Origin of the sequence: Mesorhizobium sp. L2C066B000, assembly GCF_000502335.1 — a bacterium.
Lineage (GTDB): Bacteria > Pseudomonadota > Alphaproteobacteria > Rhizobiales > Rhizobiaceae > Mesorhizobium.
The window spans coordinates 150,326-166,369 of sequence record NZ_AYWZ01000011.1; the positions used below are offsets into that span (position 1 = coordinate 150,326).

16 protein-coding genes and 4 pseudogenes are annotated in these 16,044 nt (G+C 62.5%); 15 read left to right on the plus strand and 5 right to left on the minus strand.

The window, feature by feature from the left end:
• Positions 1–80 precede the first annotated feature (80 nt).
• The 15 genes and pseudogenes from X733_RS144870 (at position 81) to X733_RS1000000170315 (ending at position 12,789) form a co-directional block, all read left to right on the plus strand.
• The gene (locus tag X733_RS144870) at positions 81–941 is read left to right on the plus strand and encodes a carbohydrate ABC transporter permease (protein WP_023819383.1); all 861 of its coding nucleotides are present in this window, start codon (positions 81–83) and stop codon (positions 939–941) included.
• A pseudogene (locus X733_RS01000000166435) lies at positions 938–1,964 on the plus strand (sugar ABC transporter permease). The gene X733_RS144870 and the pseudogene X733_RS01000000166435 overlap by 4 nt, the downstream one beginning before the upstream one ends.
• On the plus strand, positions 1,961–3,052 hold the full coding sequence (locus X733_RS144865; RefSeq protein ID WP_023819384.1) for an ABC transporter ATP-binding protein: 1,092 nt from the start codon (positions 1,961–1,963) through the stop codon (positions 3,050–3,052). Before X733_RS01000000166435 ends, X733_RS144865 begins: the two are co-directional and overlap by 4 nt.
• Position 3,053: 1 nt before the next feature.
• A complete protein-coding gene (locus tag X733_RS144860; protein ID WP_023819385.1) occupies positions 3,054–4,115 on the plus strand; it encodes an ABC transporter ATP-binding protein in 1,062 nt (353 codons plus the stop codon).
• A gap of 35 nt (positions 4,116–4,150) precedes the next feature.
• Positions 4,151–5,248, plus strand: a complete 1,098-nt coding sequence (locus X733_RS144855) for a Gfo/Idh/MocA family oxidoreductase (RefSeq protein WP_023819386.1) — start codon at positions 4,151–4,153, stop codon at positions 5,246–5,248.
• A 26-nt stretch (positions 5,249–5,274) separates the two neighbouring features.
• Positions 5,275–6,297: a sugar phosphate isomerase/epimerase gene (locus tag X733_RS144850; protein WP_023819387.1), complete on the plus strand. Its 1,023-nt coding sequence runs from the start codon at positions 5,275–5,277 to the stop codon at positions 6,295–6,297.
• A gap of 55 nt (positions 6,298–6,352) precedes the next feature.
• Entirely contained in the window at positions 6,353–7,294 is a 942-nt protein-coding gene (locus tag X733_RS144845; RefSeq protein WP_023689426.1) for a substrate-binding domain-containing protein, read from the plus strand.
• A gap of 61 nt (positions 7,295–7,355) precedes the next feature.
• On the plus strand, positions 7,356–8,360 hold the full coding sequence (locus X733_RS144840) for an ABC transporter permease (protein ID WP_050586906.1): 1,005 nt from the start codon (positions 7,356–7,358) through the stop codon (positions 8,358–8,360).
• 2 nt (positions 8,361–8,362) lie between these two features.
• Positions 8,363–9,139, plus strand: a complete 777-nt coding sequence (locus X733_RS144835) for an ATP-binding cassette domain-containing protein (protein WP_031193677.1) — start codon at positions 8,363–8,365, stop codon at positions 9,137–9,139.
• Positions 9,140–9,149: 10 nt separating this feature from the next.
• Positions 9,150–10,325 carry an aldose 1-epimerase family protein gene (locus tag X733_RS144830; protein ID WP_023819389.1) on the plus strand — a complete coding sequence of 392 codons (1,176 nt, stop codon included), beginning with the start codon at positions 9,150–9,152 and terminating at the stop codon, positions 10,323–10,325.
• A gap of 117 nt (positions 10,326–10,442) precedes the next feature.
• A pseudogene (locus X733_RS0135265) lies at positions 10,443–11,393 on the plus strand (fatty acid desaturase family protein); the annotation flags it as partial.
• 97 nt (positions 11,394–11,490) lie between these two features.
• The gene (locus X733_RS1000000168440; protein ID WP_245274473.1) at positions 11,491–11,742 is read left to right on the plus strand and encodes a fatty acid desaturase; all 252 of its coding nucleotides are present in this window, start codon (positions 11,491–11,493) and stop codon (positions 11,740–11,742) included.
• 27 nt (positions 11,743–11,769) lie between these two features.
• Positions 11,770–12,064, plus strand: a pseudogene (locus X733_RS01000000166440) (Rieske 2Fe-2S domain-containing protein).
• 52 nt (positions 12,065–12,116) lie between these two features.
• Positions 12,117–12,402, plus strand: a pseudogene (locus X733_RS1000000171525) (3-methyl-2-oxobutanoate hydroxymethyltransferase); the annotation flags it as partial.
• Positions 12,403–12,432: 30 nt separating this feature from the next.
• Positions 12,433–12,789 (plus strand): hypothetical protein, encoded by a 357-nt coding sequence (locus X733_RS1000000170315; RefSeq protein ID WP_156932493.1) that lies wholly within the window; start codon positions 12,433–12,435, stop codon positions 12,787–12,789.
• A 246-nt stretch (positions 12,790–13,035) separates the two neighbouring features.
• On the opposite strand, the gene X733_RS01000000166445 is transcribed toward X733_RS1000000170315, so the two are convergent.
• The 5 genes from X733_RS01000000166445 to X733_RS144800 all read right to left on the minus strand — a co-directional run bounded on the left by X733_RS01000000166445 (position 13,036) and on the right by X733_RS144800 (position 15,475).
• Positions 13,036–13,212, minus strand: coding sequence for a DUF3606 domain-containing protein (locus tag X733_RS01000000166445; RefSeq protein WP_245274475.1), 177 nt, complete (start codon positions 13,210–13,212; stop codon positions 13,036–13,038).
• Positions 13,213–13,536: 324 nt separating this feature from the next.
• Positions 13,537–13,743, minus strand: a complete 207-nt coding sequence (locus X733_RS144815) for a hypothetical protein (protein WP_023819391.1) — start codon at positions 13,741–13,743, stop codon at positions 13,537–13,539.
• Positions 13,744–13,938: 195 nt separating this feature from the next.
• A complete protein-coding gene (locus X733_RS144810; protein ID WP_155924247.1) occupies positions 13,939–14,379 on the minus strand; it encodes a hypothetical protein in 441 nt (146 codons plus the stop codon).
• Between the two features lie 38 nt (positions 14,380–14,417).
• Positions 14,418–14,774 carry a hypothetical protein gene (locus X733_RS144805; protein WP_023746331.1) on the minus strand — a complete coding sequence of 119 codons (357 nt, stop codon included), beginning with the start codon at positions 14,772–14,774 and terminating at the stop codon, positions 14,418–14,420.
• Between the two features lie 188 nt (positions 14,775–14,962).
• Complete coding sequence (locus X733_RS144800) at positions 14,963–15,475, minus strand: DUF4142 domain-containing protein (protein WP_023819393.1); 513 nt, start codon at positions 15,473–15,475, stop codon at positions 14,963–14,965.
• Positions 15,476–16,044: the final 569 nt, after the last annotated feature.

Genomic DNA, 16,044 nt, shown 5'->3' on the forward strand with positions numbered 1-16,044 from the left:
CCGTCTCCCTGGATCAGCGCTGGAGGGGAGGAGCATCTGTTCCTCCCCGCCGCAGTCAACGCCACCAGCAAAGCAGCCAGATGAAGCGTTCCGTCCCCTTCGAGATATTCCGCTACGCCGCGATCTTCGCGGCGATGGCGGTGACGCTGGTGCCGATCCTTTGGATGGTGTCGATGGCCTTCAAGCCGATCGCCGAATGGTCGGCGACCGGCGCGGACCTGACATGGTGGCCGAAGAACCCGACGCTGGGCAATTTCCAGTTCGTCTTCGGCGAGTCCAACAACAATCTGATCGTGGCGCTCGACCGCACCGCGCTGAAGCCGATCCTGTCGTCGCTGCTGTCTTCGGTGTTCGGCACGGCGATCGCAATGTCGGCGGGCACGGCTGCGGCCTACGGGCTGTCGCGTTTCGGCTCGGGCCAGAACCTGCCGCTGGCGCTGATCCAGCTCAGGCTGTTTCCGCCAATGGCGGTGATGATCCCGGTCATGATCATGTGGGCCTTCCTGAACTTCACCGACAGCTGGTTTGGCCTGGCCCTGATCTACGGCATCGTCACCCTGCCGTTCGCTTTCTGGCTCATGAAGACCTTCTTCGACGACATGCCGCGCGAGATCGAGGAAGCGGCGCTTGTCGAAGGTTGTTCGCGGCTGCGCGTCTTCACGCGCATCACGCTGCCGATGATGCGCGCACCGCTGGCCAGCGCCGCCCTCTTCGTCTTCATCCTCAACTGGTCGGACTATCTGATCGCGCTGCTGCTGACGACGCGTGAATGGGTGACGATCCCCGTCTACATGGCCTCGCTGTCCTCCTCGATGACCGGGCAGCTCTATGGCGCCAAGGCCGCGCTCGGTCTTGTCGCCGCGGTGCCGCCGGTCATCATGGGCATCGCTATCCAGCGCCATCTGGTGCGCGGACTGACCTTCGGCGCGCTCAAGCAATGAGCGCGGTGACCGTGACTGTCTCAAAGGACGCAAAGGCCGCGCTTGGCAAGCCCGCGCTGCGGGACGAGGGAGCGCGGCTGGGATTCCGGCTGACGCTGCCGGCGCAGATCCTGGTGCTCTTCATCTCCGTCTTCCCGCTGCTGATGCAGCTCTACATCAGCGTCACCGACTGGTCGCCGCTATCCGGCCTGGGCTGGTGGAACGCATGGGAGATGTGGAACAGCTTCGCCAACTACACCGACCTTGCCGCCGATGCGNCTGGGCTGGTGGAACGCATGGGAGATGTGGAACAGCTTCGCCAACTACACCGACCTTGCCGCCGATGCGCGCTTCTGGAGCGCGCTGAGGCGCACGGCCATCGTCATGGTCTTGTGCGTGCCTGTCGAATTCCTGCTTGGCCTGGCATTGGCGACGCTGTTCGCGGACGATTTTCCGGGCAAGCGGATCTTCTATTCGATCCTGCTGATGCCGATGATGGTGGTTCCGGCGGTGGCCGGCTACATGTTCTTCATGCTGTTCCAGTCGGGCGGACCGCTGAACGACATCCTGTCGGCACTCAGCGGGTCACGCGTCACCATCGCCTGGCTGTCGGACCCGACGCTGGCGCTGATCGCGGTGATCATCGCCGACATCTGGCAATGGACGCCGCTGATGTTCCTGATCCTGCTTGCCGGCCTGGTCGGCGTGCCGCAGGACCAGATCAAGGCGGCGACCCTGCTCGGCGCCAATGCGTGGCAGCGCTTCGTCACCATCGTGCTGCCGAAGATGAAGACGATCATCATCATCGCGCTGGCGATCCGTGTCATCGAGAACTTCAAGATCTTCGACACGCTCTACATCATGACCGGCGGCGGCCCCGGCGTCGCCACGGAGACGATCTCCGTCTACATCTACAAGGTCACGACGCAGGACCTGATCTGGGGCTATGTGGCGGCGATCGCGCTGGCCATCCTGGTCGTGCTTTCGATCGTTGCGATATTGGCCATGAAGCGCATGGCGCGCGCAAGGCTGGTGCCGGCATGAGCGCGATCCAGCTGCGCAACCTGGTCAAGACCTTTGGCGAGTTCACGGCGCTGAAGACCATGGACCTCGACATCGCCGATGGCGAGTTCGTGGCGCTGCTCGGGCCTTCGGGCTGCGGCAAGTCGACAACGATGAACATGATAGCCGGCATGGAGGAGCCGACCAGCGGCAAGATCCTGTTCGGCGAGCGCGACATGGCCGGCGTGCCGATGGGCCGGCGCGGCGTCGGCTTCGTTTTCCAGAACTATGCCATCTTCACCCACATGACGGTGCGCCAGAACCTTGGCTACGGGCCGCGGATGCGTGGTGCGGCGAAAGCCGAGATCGACCGCCGCGTCGGCGCCACCGCCGAGCTGCTGCAGTTGACGCCGCTGCTCGACCGCAAGGCCGACCGGCTCTCGGTCAACATCCTGCAGCGGGTGGCAATCGGACGCTCGGCGATCATGGAGCCGGCCATCTTCCTGCTCGACGAGCCGCTGTCCAATGTCGACGCCGCCTTCCGGGCGGTAATGCGGACCGAGCTCAAGCAGCTGCAGCGCCAGTTCAGGCAGACGATGGTCTACGTCACCCATGACCAGCTTGAGGCCATGACCATGGCCGACCGCATTGCCGTCATGGATCACGGCGTGCTGCAGCAGGTGGGAACGCCTCTGGAAGTCTACAACAATCCGGCCAACGTCTTCGTCGCACGCTTCATTGGCGCCCCGGGCATGAACCTGCTGAAGGGAAGGCCGACGGAGAGCGACCGGGGCCTGGTGGTCGATCTCGGGCAGCTGGGGGTCACGCCGACGCTGCCGGATGCGCTGGCCGCCACCTTGCGTGGATCGCGCTCTGAGGTGCTTTACGGCTTCCGGCCCGAACAGGTGTCGCTGGTGCAGAGCGGGCAGGGCCTCGCCATGCCGGTGAGCTTCGTCGAGCGGATCGGCGCGAGGACCATCGTCCATCTCGGCGATGGCGAGACCGCCGTGAAGGCGGTGTTCGACAATAATGTCGGACTGTCGATCGGCGAGCTTGCCGTCGTCGCCCCCGTGGCATCGTCCGTGCGTGTCTTCGATGCCCGCAGCGGCATTGCGATGAAGGCAGGTTGACATGGCCGATATCGTCTTTCGCAATGTCAGCAAGCGTTACGGCACGACGCTCGCCGTCGACGACGCCTCGTTCACCGTCAATGACAACGAATTCTTCTGCTTCTTCGGGCCGCCGCTGGCGGGCAAATCGACAATCCTGCGCCTCGTGCTCGGGCTGGAGACGCCTGACGCCGGAGAGATCCTGATCGGCGGCAAACCGGTCAACACCGTCTCGCCGGCCGAGCGCAATGTCGCCATGGTGTTCCAGAACCTGGCGCTGTTCCCCCATATGAGCGCGCGCGACAATGTGCGTTTCCCGCTGGTCGAGCGCAAGGTCGCCGAGGCCCAGATCGAAAAGCGTGTCGCCGACGTCGCCGCCAAGCTGCATATCGGCCACATCCTTCACAAGCCGCCGGCGCAGCTTTCCGGTGGCGAGCGGCAACGCGTGGCCATAGCCCGCGCCCTGGTGCGCGACCCGAACGCCTATCTGATGGACGACCCGATCTCTGCGCTCGATGCGCGGCTGCGCGAGGAAACGCGCGTCGAGCTCAAGCGCATCCAGCGCGAACTCGGCAAGACGCTGATCTACGTCACCCATGACCAGGAAGAGGCGATGTCGATCGCCGACCGCATCGCCATTCTGGAGAATGGCAGGATCCGGCAGATCGGCGCTCCGGCGGAGATCTACGACCGCCCGGCGAACACCTATGTGGCGCGACTGCTTGGTTCGCCGATGATGAACATCCTCAAATCCGTTCGCGGCGACGGTGGCATCGAGGCCGCAGAAGGCACGGTCAGCATCGCCGATCGCGCTGCTCCGGCCGACGCGATCGAAATCGGGCTGAGGCCGGAGGACATCCAGGTCCGGCCCTGGGTCGACGGGGGCGTTGGCCGCCCGGCACGCGTGTTCGAGGTCGAGCCGCTTGGCGGCTACACGGTGGTAACGCTCGCCGCCGGAGAGGCGCGGCTGAAGGCGCTGCTGCGCGGCCAGCCCGACATCAGGCCGGATGCGGTGGTAGCGATTTCCTGCGAGCCGGCCCGGGTGCATTATTTCGGGCAGGACGGAGGCGCGTTGGCGAGATGATCGCGGCTGCGAAAACAGAATTGCGGGAGGAAGACATGGCGAGCGAAGGCTTCGAGCCGGACGTGAAGGTCCGCACCAGCGAATACCGGATCGGCTGCATCGGCGCCGGCATGATCATGGCCGAGTGCCATCTGGCAGCCTATCGCGAAGCGGGGTTCAACGTGATGGCGATCGCCTCGCGGACCCGTTCCAATGCGCAGAAGGTCGCCACGCGTTGGGACATCCCGACCGTGCACGACACGCCGGAACAGCTGATCGAGGATTCTGAGGTCGAGATCGTCGACCTTGCCTTTCCGCCCGACCAGCAGCCGGCGCTGATCCGCCATGCGCTGAAGCAGCCTCACATCAAGGCGATCCTGGCGCAGAAGCCACTGGCGCTGTCGGTCGATGAAGCCGTGAAGCTGCGCGACGAAGCATCAAAGTCCGGCAAGATCCTCTCGGTCAACCAGAACATGCGCTACGACCAGTCGATGCGCGTTCTGAAGCAGATCATCGACAGCGGCGCGCTGGGCGACATCGTCTTCGCGCAGATCGACATGCATGCCATCCCGCACTGGCAGACTTTCCTTCAGGACTACGACCGGCTGACGCTCGCCAATATGAGCGTGCATCATCTCGACGTGCTGCGCTTTCTGTTCGGCGATCCCTCGGAAATCACCACGCTGACGCGCAAGGACCCGCGCACGACATTCGAGCATAGCGACGGCATCACCGTCTCGACGCTGCGCTTTCCCTCCGGCGTGCTCGCCGTGTCGCTGGAGGATGTCTGGTCCGGACCGCGCCAGGAGGGCTATGAGGACGACCAGCACATCAACTGGCGCGTCGACGGCACCAAGGGTGTCGCCAAAGGCACGATCGGCTGGCCGAAAGGCGTGGCCTCGACGCTGACCTATGCGTCGACCAAGACGACCGGCGGCGAATGGGTCAGCCCGAGCTGGGACACGATGTGGTTCCCGCATGCCTTCATCGGCGTGATGGAGCAATTGCAGCATGCGGTGAAGACAGGCGCGCCGCCGGCGCTCTCCGTCGCCGACAACGTCAAGACAATGGCGCTGGTCGAGGCCGGCTATCGCTCGATGGCGCAAGGCCGCACCGTCAAGCTTTCCGAAATCTCGATAAAATCAGCCAACTGAATCGCTTACAGGGAGGAATTCACATCATGATGCAGGCAGGTATTTTCACGGGCTATTTCCCGTACGGCCTCGAAGAGACGGCAAAGAAGATCCGCGGGCTCGGTTTCAACACGGTGCAGCTCGACCTGCATTTTAGGGATATCGATCTGTCGGCCGGGCAGATCACTGAGGAAAAGGCCAAGCAGGTGCGCGACGTCTTCCGCGACAACAACCTGCCGATCTGCTGCGTGTCGGGCTACACCAACATCATCCATCCCGACAAATCCGAGCGCGACAAGCGCGTCGGCTATCTCAAGGAAATCATCCGCAATGCGCGCGCCTTCGGCTCGCCCTACGTGATCTCGGAGACCGGCACANTTCATCCCGACAAATCCGAGCGCGACAAGCGCGTCGGCTATCTCAAGGAAATCATCCGCAATGCGCGCGCCTTCGGCTCGCCCTACGTGATCTCGGAGACCGGCACATACAACACCGAATCCGACTGGGTGCATCACCCGAAGAACAAGACCGAGGAAGGATTCGAGGAATGCCGCAAGGTGATCGCCGACCTTGCCCAGACGGCTTACGACCACGGCGCGGTCTTCCTCCTCGAGACCTACGTCAACAACGTCGTTGGCTCGGTCGAGGAGACGGTGAAGATGTTCGCCCACGTCGACCATCCCGGCCTCGGCCTGCTGATGGATCCGACCAACTATTTCGAAACCCACAACATCGACAGGATGGACCAGATCCTGAACCAGGTGTTCGATACGCTGACCGACAAGATCAAGATCGCGCATGCCAAGGACGTCAAGCGTTCGGGCAGCGACAAGTCGGAAAAGCATGCCGACATCGGCGACGAGGATGCGATGGAGAGCCACACCTTCCGCGGCGTCGGCGAGATCGAGCTGCCGGCGCCCGGGCTGGGATCGCTGAATTACGATCTCTATCTGCAGCGGCTGGCGGAAAAGCACCCAAACATCCCGGTCATCATCGAGCATCTCTCGGAAGACGACGTGCCGCGCGCGAAGAGATTCCTCGACGGGAAGTTCCGCGCCAACGGCCTGTGAGCGCCGGTTGCGCCGCCGGCGCATGGCGGCGCAACTCCAACCAAGGGAGGAATGAATGTTGAAATTCGCATTGAAAGTGGCTGCCGCGGCAACGCTGGTGGCCGGGGTCTCCTTGAGCCTGCCGGCATTCGCGCAGGACGGCCAGAAGACCTTCTATCTGCTGTCGCATGGTGGCCCTTCGGACGCGTTCTGGATCGACTGGAATGCCGGCGCGACCAAGGCCTGCGACCAGCTCAAGGTGACCTGCAAGATCTCGTTCAGCGGCGGCGACATGGCGGCGCAGAAGGAGGCTTTCAACTCGGCGCTCGCCGCCAAGCCGGACGGCATCGCTACCACCTCGGCTCAGCCCGGCCTGTGGACGGAGGAGGTGAAGGCCGCCAAGGCCGCCGGCATACCGATCGTGTTCTTCAACACCGATGATCCGGCGACCGGGCGGCAGGCCTATGTCGGGGCCGACCTCAGGGAAGCGGGCGTCATCTGGGCCAAGTATCTCGTCGACCACAAGATGGTGAAGCAGGGCGACAAGGTGTTCCTGCCGGTCGAAGTGCCGGGCGCCAGCTACCAGCAGCTCGAGACCGAGGGCATCGCCAGCGTCTTCGATCCGCTCGGCATCAAGTACGACGTGGTCGATTGCGGCACCGACCCGGCCGGCATCATCGCCAAGATGACCGACTACATGGTCGCCAACAATCCGCCGGCAATCATTGCACTCGGCGATTCCGTGGCAGCAAGCATCAAACGCGTCTTCGACGGGGCCGGTGTGTCGGCCGGCAAGGTCCCGGTCGTCGGCTGGGGCAACTCAAAGGAGACGGCCGAGGCGGTCAAGTCCGGCTTCGTCAATGCTGCGGCCTGGCAGTACCCGTCGGCGCAGGGCTTCATGCCGGTGGCGCTGCTCGGGCTTGCGGCCTCTGGCGAGCCGATCGGCTACGACATTCACACATTCAGCCTCTACGACGCCTCGAGCGTCGAGCCGATCCTGAAACTCTACAACAAGTGACGACAATCGGCGCCCGCCCCGAAATGGCGGGCGCCGGACGAAACGCATGGTCCTGACAGATATGGCAATCACAGCAGACGACGACACGCAGCGAGCGAAGGGCAGGTCTGCGCTGCTGCGTTCGCCGCAATTCTCCTCGCTCATCATCCTCATCGTGCTGCTCGTGGTATTCGCCATCGCCGACGGCAACTTCCTGTCGCCGCTCAACATATCCAACATGATGGCGTTCCTGCCCGAGCTCGGCATCATCGCTCTCGGCATGACGCTGCTGCTGACGGCGGGCGAGTTCGATCTGTCGGTCGGCGCCGTGTTCGGCCTTGCGCCCGTCGTGGTGATGCTGCTGGTGCAGAATGGCGGTATCGACATCGGCGTCGCCCTCCTGGCCGGGCTTGTGCTGTGCATCGCGATCGGCGCCATCAACGGGCTGATCGTCACCAAGATCGGCATTTCCTCCTTCCTGGTCACGCTGTCGATGCTGCTCGTCGTGCGCGGCGCGGCGCTCTACATCACGCAGGGATTCCCCCTGAAGTCGTGGGACCAGCCCGGCTTCTTCGTCACGCTGCTTGCCGGCAGCTTCAATGTAGGCTCGTTCCGGTTCTACACCTCGCTCTGGTGGTTCATCGGCCTGTCGCTGCTGGCGATTTACATCCTGCGCTACGCCAAGCTCGGCAACTGGATCAGCGCCATCGGCAGCAACCGCAACGCAGCGGTGGCGCGCGGCGTGCCGGCCGACGCGGTCAAGATCTGGCTGTTCATCCTGACCTCGGTGGTGGCCGGGCTGGCCGGCATGATCAGCGCGTTCCGGATTTCGGCCGCCTCGCCGGTGGCCGGCACCGGCTACGAACTCGAAGTGATCGCCATGGTGGTGGTCGGCGGCACGGCGCTCACCGGCGGGCGCGGCACCATCCTCGGCACCATCGTCGGCGCGCTGATGCTGCGCGCCATCCGCAACGGCATCGTGCTGATCGGTGTGCCGGGCTTGGCATACAACATCTTCGTCGGCGTCATCATCCTCGCCATGCTCATCCTGCACGCTTTGCTGCAGAAGAACGCCGCAAGGAGCTGAGGATGGAAGTGCTGCGTCTGCAAGACCTGCAAAAGTCCTTCGGCAACGTGCGTGCGCTGAAGAACGCCTCGTTCACCCTCAACGAAGGCGAGGTGGTTGCCCTGCTTGGCGACAATGGCGCCGGCAAGTCGACGCTGATCCAAGCGATCTCCGGCGTCTTCCCGGCCGACCACGGCGACATCTTCGTGCGCGGCGAGAAGGCGTCGATCCGCTCGACGCGCGACGCGATGGACCTCGGCATCGAGACTATCCATCAGGACACATCGCTCGCGCCGGACCTCAGCATCGCGCGCAATCTTTTCTTGGGTCGGGAGCCGGTCAATTTCGGCTGGCTCGGCGTGTTCGCGCCCCTCGACCTCGCCAAGCTTCGCAACGCCGCCTCGGCGCTGCTGAAGCGGGTCGGCATTTCGAAAAAGCTCGATGCCGATGCACTGGTTAGCACGCTCTCGGGCGGTGAGCGGCAATCGATCGCGATCTCGCGCGCCATGCAGTTCGCCGCCAAGGTGATCATACTCGACGAGCCGACCAACAATCTTGGAGTCGAGGAAACCCACGGCGTGCTGCGCTTCGTCAAGGAGGTGCGCGACGCCGGCCACTCGGTGCTGCTCATCACCCACAACATCCACCACGTGTTCCAGGTCGCCGACCGCATCATCGTCATGCGCCGCGGCGAAATCGTCGCGGAACAGACGGTCGCCGACACCGACCTGTTGACGGTGGAAAGCATCATCACCGGCGCCGACATGTCGGCCTTGCTCAAGGAGGCGAGGGCAAAGTGAAGGACGTCGCATGGTAGAGCTTTACGGCAAGACGCTGTCGCGAAGGCAGGTGGCCGAGCGGTCCGGCATGCTGTCGCAGTTTGCCGGCGTGCGGCTGATGACGCTCGGCGACGGCGTGGAGCGCGGCATCCGGATGCTCGAGTTCCGCACCGGCTCCGGCCTGCGCTTCACGGCGCTGGTCGACCGGGCGCTCGATATCGCCGATTGCGACTTCCGGGGCCAGGCGATCGGCTGGCATTCGCCGAGCGGCTTTCGCCACCCCGGACTGCACGAGCATGAAGGGGAGGACGGCTTCGCCTTTGGCCGGTCGTTCTCGGGGCTGCTCGTCACCTGCGGCCTCGACCATATACTGGGCCGGGAAGACGTGCCGGCCGAAAGCTACAATTATCCGGGGCGCAAGCGGGTATTGCATTCGCTGCATGGCCGCATCGGCACCGTGCCGGCGCGGCTGACCGGCTACGGCGAGGCCTGGGACGGCGACCGGTGCGTGCTGTGGGCGGAAGGCATTGTCCAGCAGGCAACCGTGTTCGGCGAGGATCTCCAGTTGCTGCGCCGCATCGAGGCCGATGTCGGCGGCAGCGAGATCCGCCTGTCGGACCGCGTCGTCAATCACGGTTTCAGCCGCACGCCGCATATGTATTTCTATCACGTCAACGTCAGCCATCCCTTGCTCGACGAGGGTTCGCGCTACCTGGCGCCGATCCGGGATGTCGTCTGGGCGGCGCACGCCGGCGAACGCTACGAGGCGCAGAAGGTCGGCTACCGAACCGTGCCGGCGCCGCAGCTCGGATTCAGCGAGCAGGTCTGGGAGCACGAGCTTGGCGCCGATGCGGCGGGCGAGGTGCCGGTGGCCGTCGTCAATGACCACCTGGGCCTCGGCTTCGAGGTCGTTACCCGCAAGGATCAGCTGCCCTGCACCTATCAGTGGCAGAACTTCCAGGCCGGCCTATATGCGTTGGGAATCGAACCCTCGACGCATCATGTTCTGGGCAATCTCGCCGCGCGCGAACGGGGCGAGATGATCTGGCTGGACCATGGCGAAAGCCGCTCCTATGACGCCGTGTTCCGGGTGCTCGACGGTGCCGGTCAGATCGCCCAAGCGGAAGCGAGGATAGGGTCGATCGCCCGGCAGCCGCAACAGGATTACCCTGCGCCGTCGGGCGCTTTTGCGAGACTGCAGGCGTGACCGGCTTGAAACACACGATCGGTTGCCGCGGCGGGCGGGAAGTGCGCCGGAATACGGAAGCAGGCGCGGCCCGGCCGACCCCAGGCGGCCCTTGCGGAGCGCAGGCGGGAAACGGAGATGACGATGACGGCAAGCAGGAAGCGCGACTACAGCCTGGTCGGTGAAAGCACCAAGCGCGCCATCGAGACCGGATTGGCTTCGGCCGAATGGTATCACACCGATGTCCCGCGCAAGGCGATCAAGGAGTTGATGCAACGCTCCGACGGGCCGGCGATCCGCGACACGATCATCTGGGTCGCGGCGATCCTGGTGTCGGCCGCCGGCATCGTATGGTTCTGGGGCACGTGGTGGGTGGTGCCGTTCCTGTTCGTCTATGGCGTGCTTTACGGCTCGTCGAGCGACTCGCGCTGGCACGAATGCGGCCACGGCACCGCGTTCCGGACGCGCTGGATGAACGATGTCGTCTACCAGATCTCAAGCTTCATGCTGATGCGCAACCCAGTGCAATGGCGCTGGAGCCATGCCCGCCATCACACCGATACCATCATCGTCGGCCGCGATGCCGAAATCGCCGTCATGCGCCCCCCAGATCTGCTGCGGGCGGCGCTCGCCTTCACCGGTATTCTCGATTTCCGCTATTCGCTGCCGACGCTGGTGCGCCAGGCGTTCGGCAAGCTGTCCGATGAAGAGAAGAGCTATATCCCCGAGATGGAGCAGCACAAGGCGGTGATCGCTGCGCGCTGGCATGTCGCCATCTATGCGGCGACAGTCGGGCTGGCGTTGTTCACGTGGTCGCTGCTGCCGCTGGTGCTGATCGGCCTGCCGCGCCTCTATGGCAGCTGGCACATGGTGCTGACAGGGTTGCTGCAGCATATCGGCCTGGCCGACAATGTCGTCGACCACCGGCTGAACACGCGCACCGTCTACATGAACCCGGTCAGCCGCTTCATCTACTGGAACATGAATTATCACGTCGAACACCACATGTTCCCGATGGTGCCCTATCATGCGCTGCCCAAACTGCATGCGCTGATCAAGCACGATCTGCCGGCGCCGACGCCGTCGATCCTGGCCGGCTACCNGGTTGGCCGACAATGTCGTCGACCACCGGCTGAACACGCGCACCGTCTACATGAACCCGGTCAGCCGCTTCATCTACTGGAACATGAATTATCACGTCGAACACCATATGTTCCCGATGGTGCCCTATCATGCGCTGCCAAGACTGCACGAGCTGATCAAGCACGACCTGCCGGTGGCGAACCCGTCGATGTGGCATGCCTATCGCGAGGTCTGGCCGGTGCTGCTTCGACAGCTGAAATATGAGGATTTCTATCTTAAGCGGAAATTGCCGCCGACAGCCAGACCCTATCGCGGCGAATTTCACCAGGTGGATATGTCGGCGGCCGCTGAATAGCGACAGCGAATTTTGCCGGAGCCGGAGATTGCTGACTGGATCGAAGCGTGCGCGGTGGACGACATCTCCAAAGAGGATGTCATCTGCTTCGATCCTCCCGGTTTGCCGCTCGCCCGATGACGAGTTCTTCGCCACCGACGGATATTGGACGCATGAGAAGGCGCATCTAGCCGAAAGCTGGTGATCGACGACGTCATCGATGCCCGAAGCACAATGGCCGCTTCAATTACAACACCGGCCAGGCCAGGGCGCGCCGGTCTGCGTCAATCTCGCGATCTATCCGGTGAGAATCGAGGCCGGCAACGTGATGATCCAGATCTGACGCGTGGTAACCGATCCAGCACCGCGTCTAGCAAACACAGAGCGACGTTTTCATGAGCCGAAAGAGGCCGACCGTCGCGATCTGCGCGCGATGAAGCGCCAGCTGACCATGCTGCGCGTGCTGACCATGGACGTAGCCGGGGCCGTCGAGCGGGAGTGGGTCGATCAACTCGGTGCCGCCAGAGCTGTGCTGAATCCTATATCGCGATGCGGCCCCCAGCCTGTTCACCGTGCCGGGCTAGAATTTCTTCGAGATCGGCACCGCCGACGATTTTCTTAGTTGGGCTTTCCGGCTCCGGGCGCCGACGCCGTCATTGCAGCGCCGGCTATGCCACGGTCACCGTGCCCAGACATATGTGCTCGGCCCCTTTGGACCCTGATCGACAAGATCCTGATTCACTGCTGCTTCTGCTGATCAGCTTTGAGGTGCTGATTGTGCGGTTTGATCCGCCAGCGTTGATACTGGGCGCTACCGCGATCGAAGCGGAAGGACAGCGCCTGCCAGCGGCAAAACGACCGCCTGCGCAAGATCAGTTTGAGGGAAGGAGATGGAAATTATTGGTGCGCAGCGAGCGCGGCAAAGCTGCGCAGGTGATCGTGGCTGGAAAGCGTCGCTACAAAGGCGGTGCGTTTGTCAGTTTGGAAGCCGACACGCGTCCGGCAGACGACGGTGATCTCGTGGCTGACTGCGGCGCGGGATTATTATTGAACGACGGCAGGAAGTAGGCTCGTTGCTACGCCGTGCGTCCAGGACTCGGGTTGGAGTGGATTATGGTTCGGGGTCACGATAGGAGATCTGCGCAGCCTCGAACCTCCAGTGCTTGCCGCATGTTGGGCAGGGTACAATTGTCACTTTCACGCTCGACCTGCCCGCGTGTGCGTCAGCATGACGATACACTCAAATTCTCACCACGGCTCAAGGTCCTCCTCGATAGCGACATGCCGTAAGCGAGCCGCCCCGGGAAACTGACTTCAATTCCTTCGCAGCCGCAACGAGGCGCGGTCATTCCCGGCGGCTATGATGAGCTCCATCGCCTGCTCAGGCGTTATGCCGTTCTGCTGGGCAAAATGGAAGTGTTCGTTGCGTTCGTTGGACGAGACCCGGTTCCTGTCGCCAAAATCACGCTCGCTTTTGTTGTCCGTCATCATCTTCTCCTTCAACCTCAATTCGTCGGCCCGAACCGCCCGCTGGAGCAAAAGTTCCGAAACCGCCGTACGCGAAGGCCCATCGAGCCTCGCTAGGGCTGCTGTGAGTAGAAGTAAGCTCCAGCTGGCGAAAGCTGGGGGAGCTTGTCCAATGCCGGGGTGGGCTCGGCGCACGCCGTGGCATCGCTTCGGCGACTTTCACCACCCGCCCAGAACACGGATGGGAGCAGCCTCGGAATGTTTGCCCGACCGCCAGGCAATGAAGATGGAACTACGCGACACCGAGTTCCTCGTCCTGTGGCATCAGCAGACGCTCTCGTGGATGTCTTACCCGGCATTCTCGCCCGAATGATCGAAGTGGATGGCGAGGCCAAAGGCGAGCGCTCGCTCGGCGATCATATTGACAAGATGGCTTTCGCCGATCGACAGCGCCGGAAGGGCCTCTTTCAACGCCTCGAGAGCATGCCGTGTCGACAAAAGACCCCGCCGCTTGCGGCTGCTCAGATTTTGATCGATCAGGGACTCCAGTGGCATCTGCCTGCCTCCGCTTCGGACAGGATCTCGTAGCGTGGCTGCGGAGCGACAGCATTCACATTGGTTAAGAGACGGCGGCGAACGCCATCATGCATGCCGCCAACAGACGGCGGTGGGGCTGATTTACGCCGGGTTGGAGCGCTATCCTAGGGTAAGCATGGCGCGACCGTCGCGCCGGGTTCGGACATTTCGATGCTACTGCTCCGGTACCGCGGAGGTTTGTGGATGGTTGCGTGCCGCCTCGGCGATTTCCGGAATGAACTTCGTCGCGGTGCAGCTTCGGTTTACATTGGCGCGGGCGGTAAATACCTCTTGCCCGCAGACTTGCGAAGCGAGCGCGATCGGCACATGCACCGCCAGTGGCAACTCGGTCTCAGCCACTCCTAGATGTCTTGCAACCTGTTGCTTCACCTCCGGCCGGCCGAGCGAGACGTCAACGCCGACATCATCCTTGGCGGTCGGCGACGATCCTTGCGCCGGCAGACGATCGTGCTTGCCTGTTTGCGATGAGTCGCCGGATTGTTGAGCCGGCTGACTTGTCTGCGCAGATGCCTGGGCGCCCAAAATCAGCGAGGCCCCCAGCCCCAAAAAAGCCCGGAGCCCCAAAGACACAATCCGAAGTGCGAATGTGCTCATTGTCATGTTCCTCACCGTGGGTTCAGACTTGGCGCCGCTCAGAGGTCGGTGTTGCTTCGGCCTCTTTCGAAGACAGGGATGTCTTCCTCGTCCTCATCATTGTCACCGGTTGGTATGTCCTCGGCGTAGCTGCGGGTCAGTTCCTCGGTTTCGCTTAAGCCGTCCATCGTCTCATTGGCGCCTGCCCCTTCATCATGACGACCCGTAATTTCGCTGCGGGGCCTTGCGCCGAGCGGCTGGTCGACATCGTCGGCTCCCACGAAACCTGGCTCCGCGCCGTGCCTGTCTTCGTGGCCCACGGGGCTGTCCAACACGGCGGCATCCTCCGGGCGAATGGGTTCATCATTGGCGAAGTCACTTCGTCTCGAATGCGAGGTCTCGTTTAGCTTTGGCATGTCAGGTCTCCTGTTCGTTTGGCAACTTCGACGACGCTGGTGCTTGCACGCCGGACTACCTGAGCGACGCACCTTTAGAGTTCCTGCATCGACCACCGCTTAAAGGTTGCAGCGTCCCTGAGGGCGGAGGCAGTGTTGGCCACAGACTCCACAGCGCCGCGAAGAACCAACGTCATGGCCAGATCCACTCAGCCCTGAGAACCGCTCTTGCTCAGTTGCTGGGCATGTTTGAAATGCTGCCGGATCACCGGCGCGGTCTTTTTCGCATGAGCCGCCAGATGTTTTGCCTGACCGTTTTCTGCATAGGAGGTCATCAGCGTCAGGGCTTCCTGGTGCGCTGCCACCTGGGCGTCGATATAGGCGTTATCGAACGCCCCGCTGCTGTCGTTGCTCAACGCTTCCAATTGGGCAGCATGCTTGCTTGTCATCTCCGGCGCCACTGCGACGTCGTCCTTCTTTGCCGCCGCAATGAGCCGCTTGGAAGAAGTCGTGTGGTCCTTGATCAGCATGCGAGCGAATTCCTTCACTCGTGATGTCTTCGATTTCCGCAGCGCCAACTCACTCGACTGGATCTCGAACATGTCTGAACTCGCAGCTGCTTTGACAAATTCCTGCGGGGACGTCGTCGCGGTCTGAGCCATTGCCCCCGGGCTGATGAGACCGATGGTGATCGCAGCCAAAAGCGCTTTGACGAAATGCATGTTGTGCTCCTGCAATATTGCTTAACTGGCCCAACACGGCCGAGCTGCCGTTGTTCCCCTTGTTGTGACAATAAATACGGGGCGGCAGGCGTAGACCCCGGATGGCTCCGGCTCAGGGCTTTGATCATAGATCCGGCCGTAGCCAAGACCGGTGACTGCGCGGAGCTCAGCGCGGCGGTCGGCTTGGTGGGCAGCACGTTGTGCGACATTCAAATCTCCGAAAGAAATCGTCGGCCATCGTCGCGATGCTTCAGGCAGACCAGTGCGATTTTGTAGGGTTGCGCTGACGGGATTCTGATTCCGCCCGCCGGTCGGGTTCGTCAAGAGGAGCTAATATAGCATTGTATGTCAGATCGGCGGTATTAGCCGCTTACTGATCGTCGCATGGTCCATCTCTGAATCTTGTTGCACCGCACAATATTATTGACGATGGGGTGCTTAGGCAAGGATATTGAACGACAAAGTAGAGGAATCACGTCCTAGTCAAAGTAAAATTATATTATATCTGACTCTTGCTATTACCAAGTAATGACCGAAGACGCATCTTTCGCTGGCCGTTAGCTTGTTTT

What these genes read in the sequence shown, in the direction of transcription:
- X733_RS144830 (WP_023819389.1), top strand. Translation starts at nt 9,150, where the DNA reads ATGGTAGAGCTTTACGGCAAGACGCTGTCGCGAAGGCAGGTGGCCGAG.
- X733_RS144800 (WP_023819393.1), bottom strand. Translation starts at nt 15,475, where the DNA reads ATGCATTTCGTCAAAGCGCTTTTGGCTGCGATCACCATCGGTCTCATC.
- X733_RS144860 (WP_023819385.1), top strand. Translation starts at nt 3,054, where the DNA reads ATGGCCGATATCGTCTTTCGCAATGTCAGCAAGCGTTACGGCACGACG.
- X733_RS144810 (WP_155924247.1), bottom strand. Translation starts at nt 14,379, where the DNA reads ATGAGCACATTCGCACTTCGGATTGTGTCTTTGGGGCTCCGGGCTTTT.
- X733_RS1000000168440 (WP_245274473.1), top strand. Translation starts at nt 11,491, where the DNA reads ATGAATTATCACGTCGAACACCATATGTTCCCGATGGTGCCCTATCAT.
- X733_RS01000000166445 (WP_245274475.1), bottom strand. Translation starts at nt 13,212, where the DNA reads ATGATGACGGACAACAAAAGCGAGCGTGATTTTGGCGACAGGAACCGG.
- X733_RS144835 (WP_031193677.1), top strand. Translation starts at nt 8,363, where the DNA reads ATGGAAGTGCTGCGTCTGCAAGACCTGCAAAAGTCCTTCGGCAACGTG.
- X733_RS144845 (WP_023689426.1), top strand. Translation starts at nt 6,353, where the DNA reads ATGTTGAAATTCGCATTGAAAGTGGCTGCCGCGGCAACGCTGGTGGCC.
- X733_RS144805 (WP_023746331.1), bottom strand. Translation starts at nt 14,774, where the DNA reads ATGCCAAAGCTAAACGAGACCTCGCATTCGAGACGAAGTGACTTCGCC.
- X733_RS144840 (WP_050586906.1), top strand. Translation starts at nt 7,356, where the DNA reads ATGGCAATCACAGCAGACGACGACACGCAGCGAGCGAAGGGCAGGTCT.
- X733_RS144855 (WP_023819386.1), top strand. Translation starts at nt 4,151, where the DNA reads ATGGCGAGCGAAGGCTTCGAGCCGGACGTGAAGGTCCGCACCAGCGAA.
- X733_RS144865 (WP_023819384.1), top strand. Translation starts at nt 1,961, where the DNA reads ATGAGCGCGATCCAGCTGCGCAACCTGGTCAAGACCTTTGGCGAGTTC.
- X733_RS144870 (WP_023819383.1), top strand. Translation starts at nt 81, where the DNA reads ATGAAGCGTTCCGTCCCCTTCGAGATATTCCGCTACGCCGCGATCTTC.
- X733_RS144815 (WP_023819391.1), bottom strand. Translation starts at nt 13,743, where the DNA reads ATGCCACTGGAGTCCCTGATCGATCAAAATCTGAGCAGCCGCAAGCGG.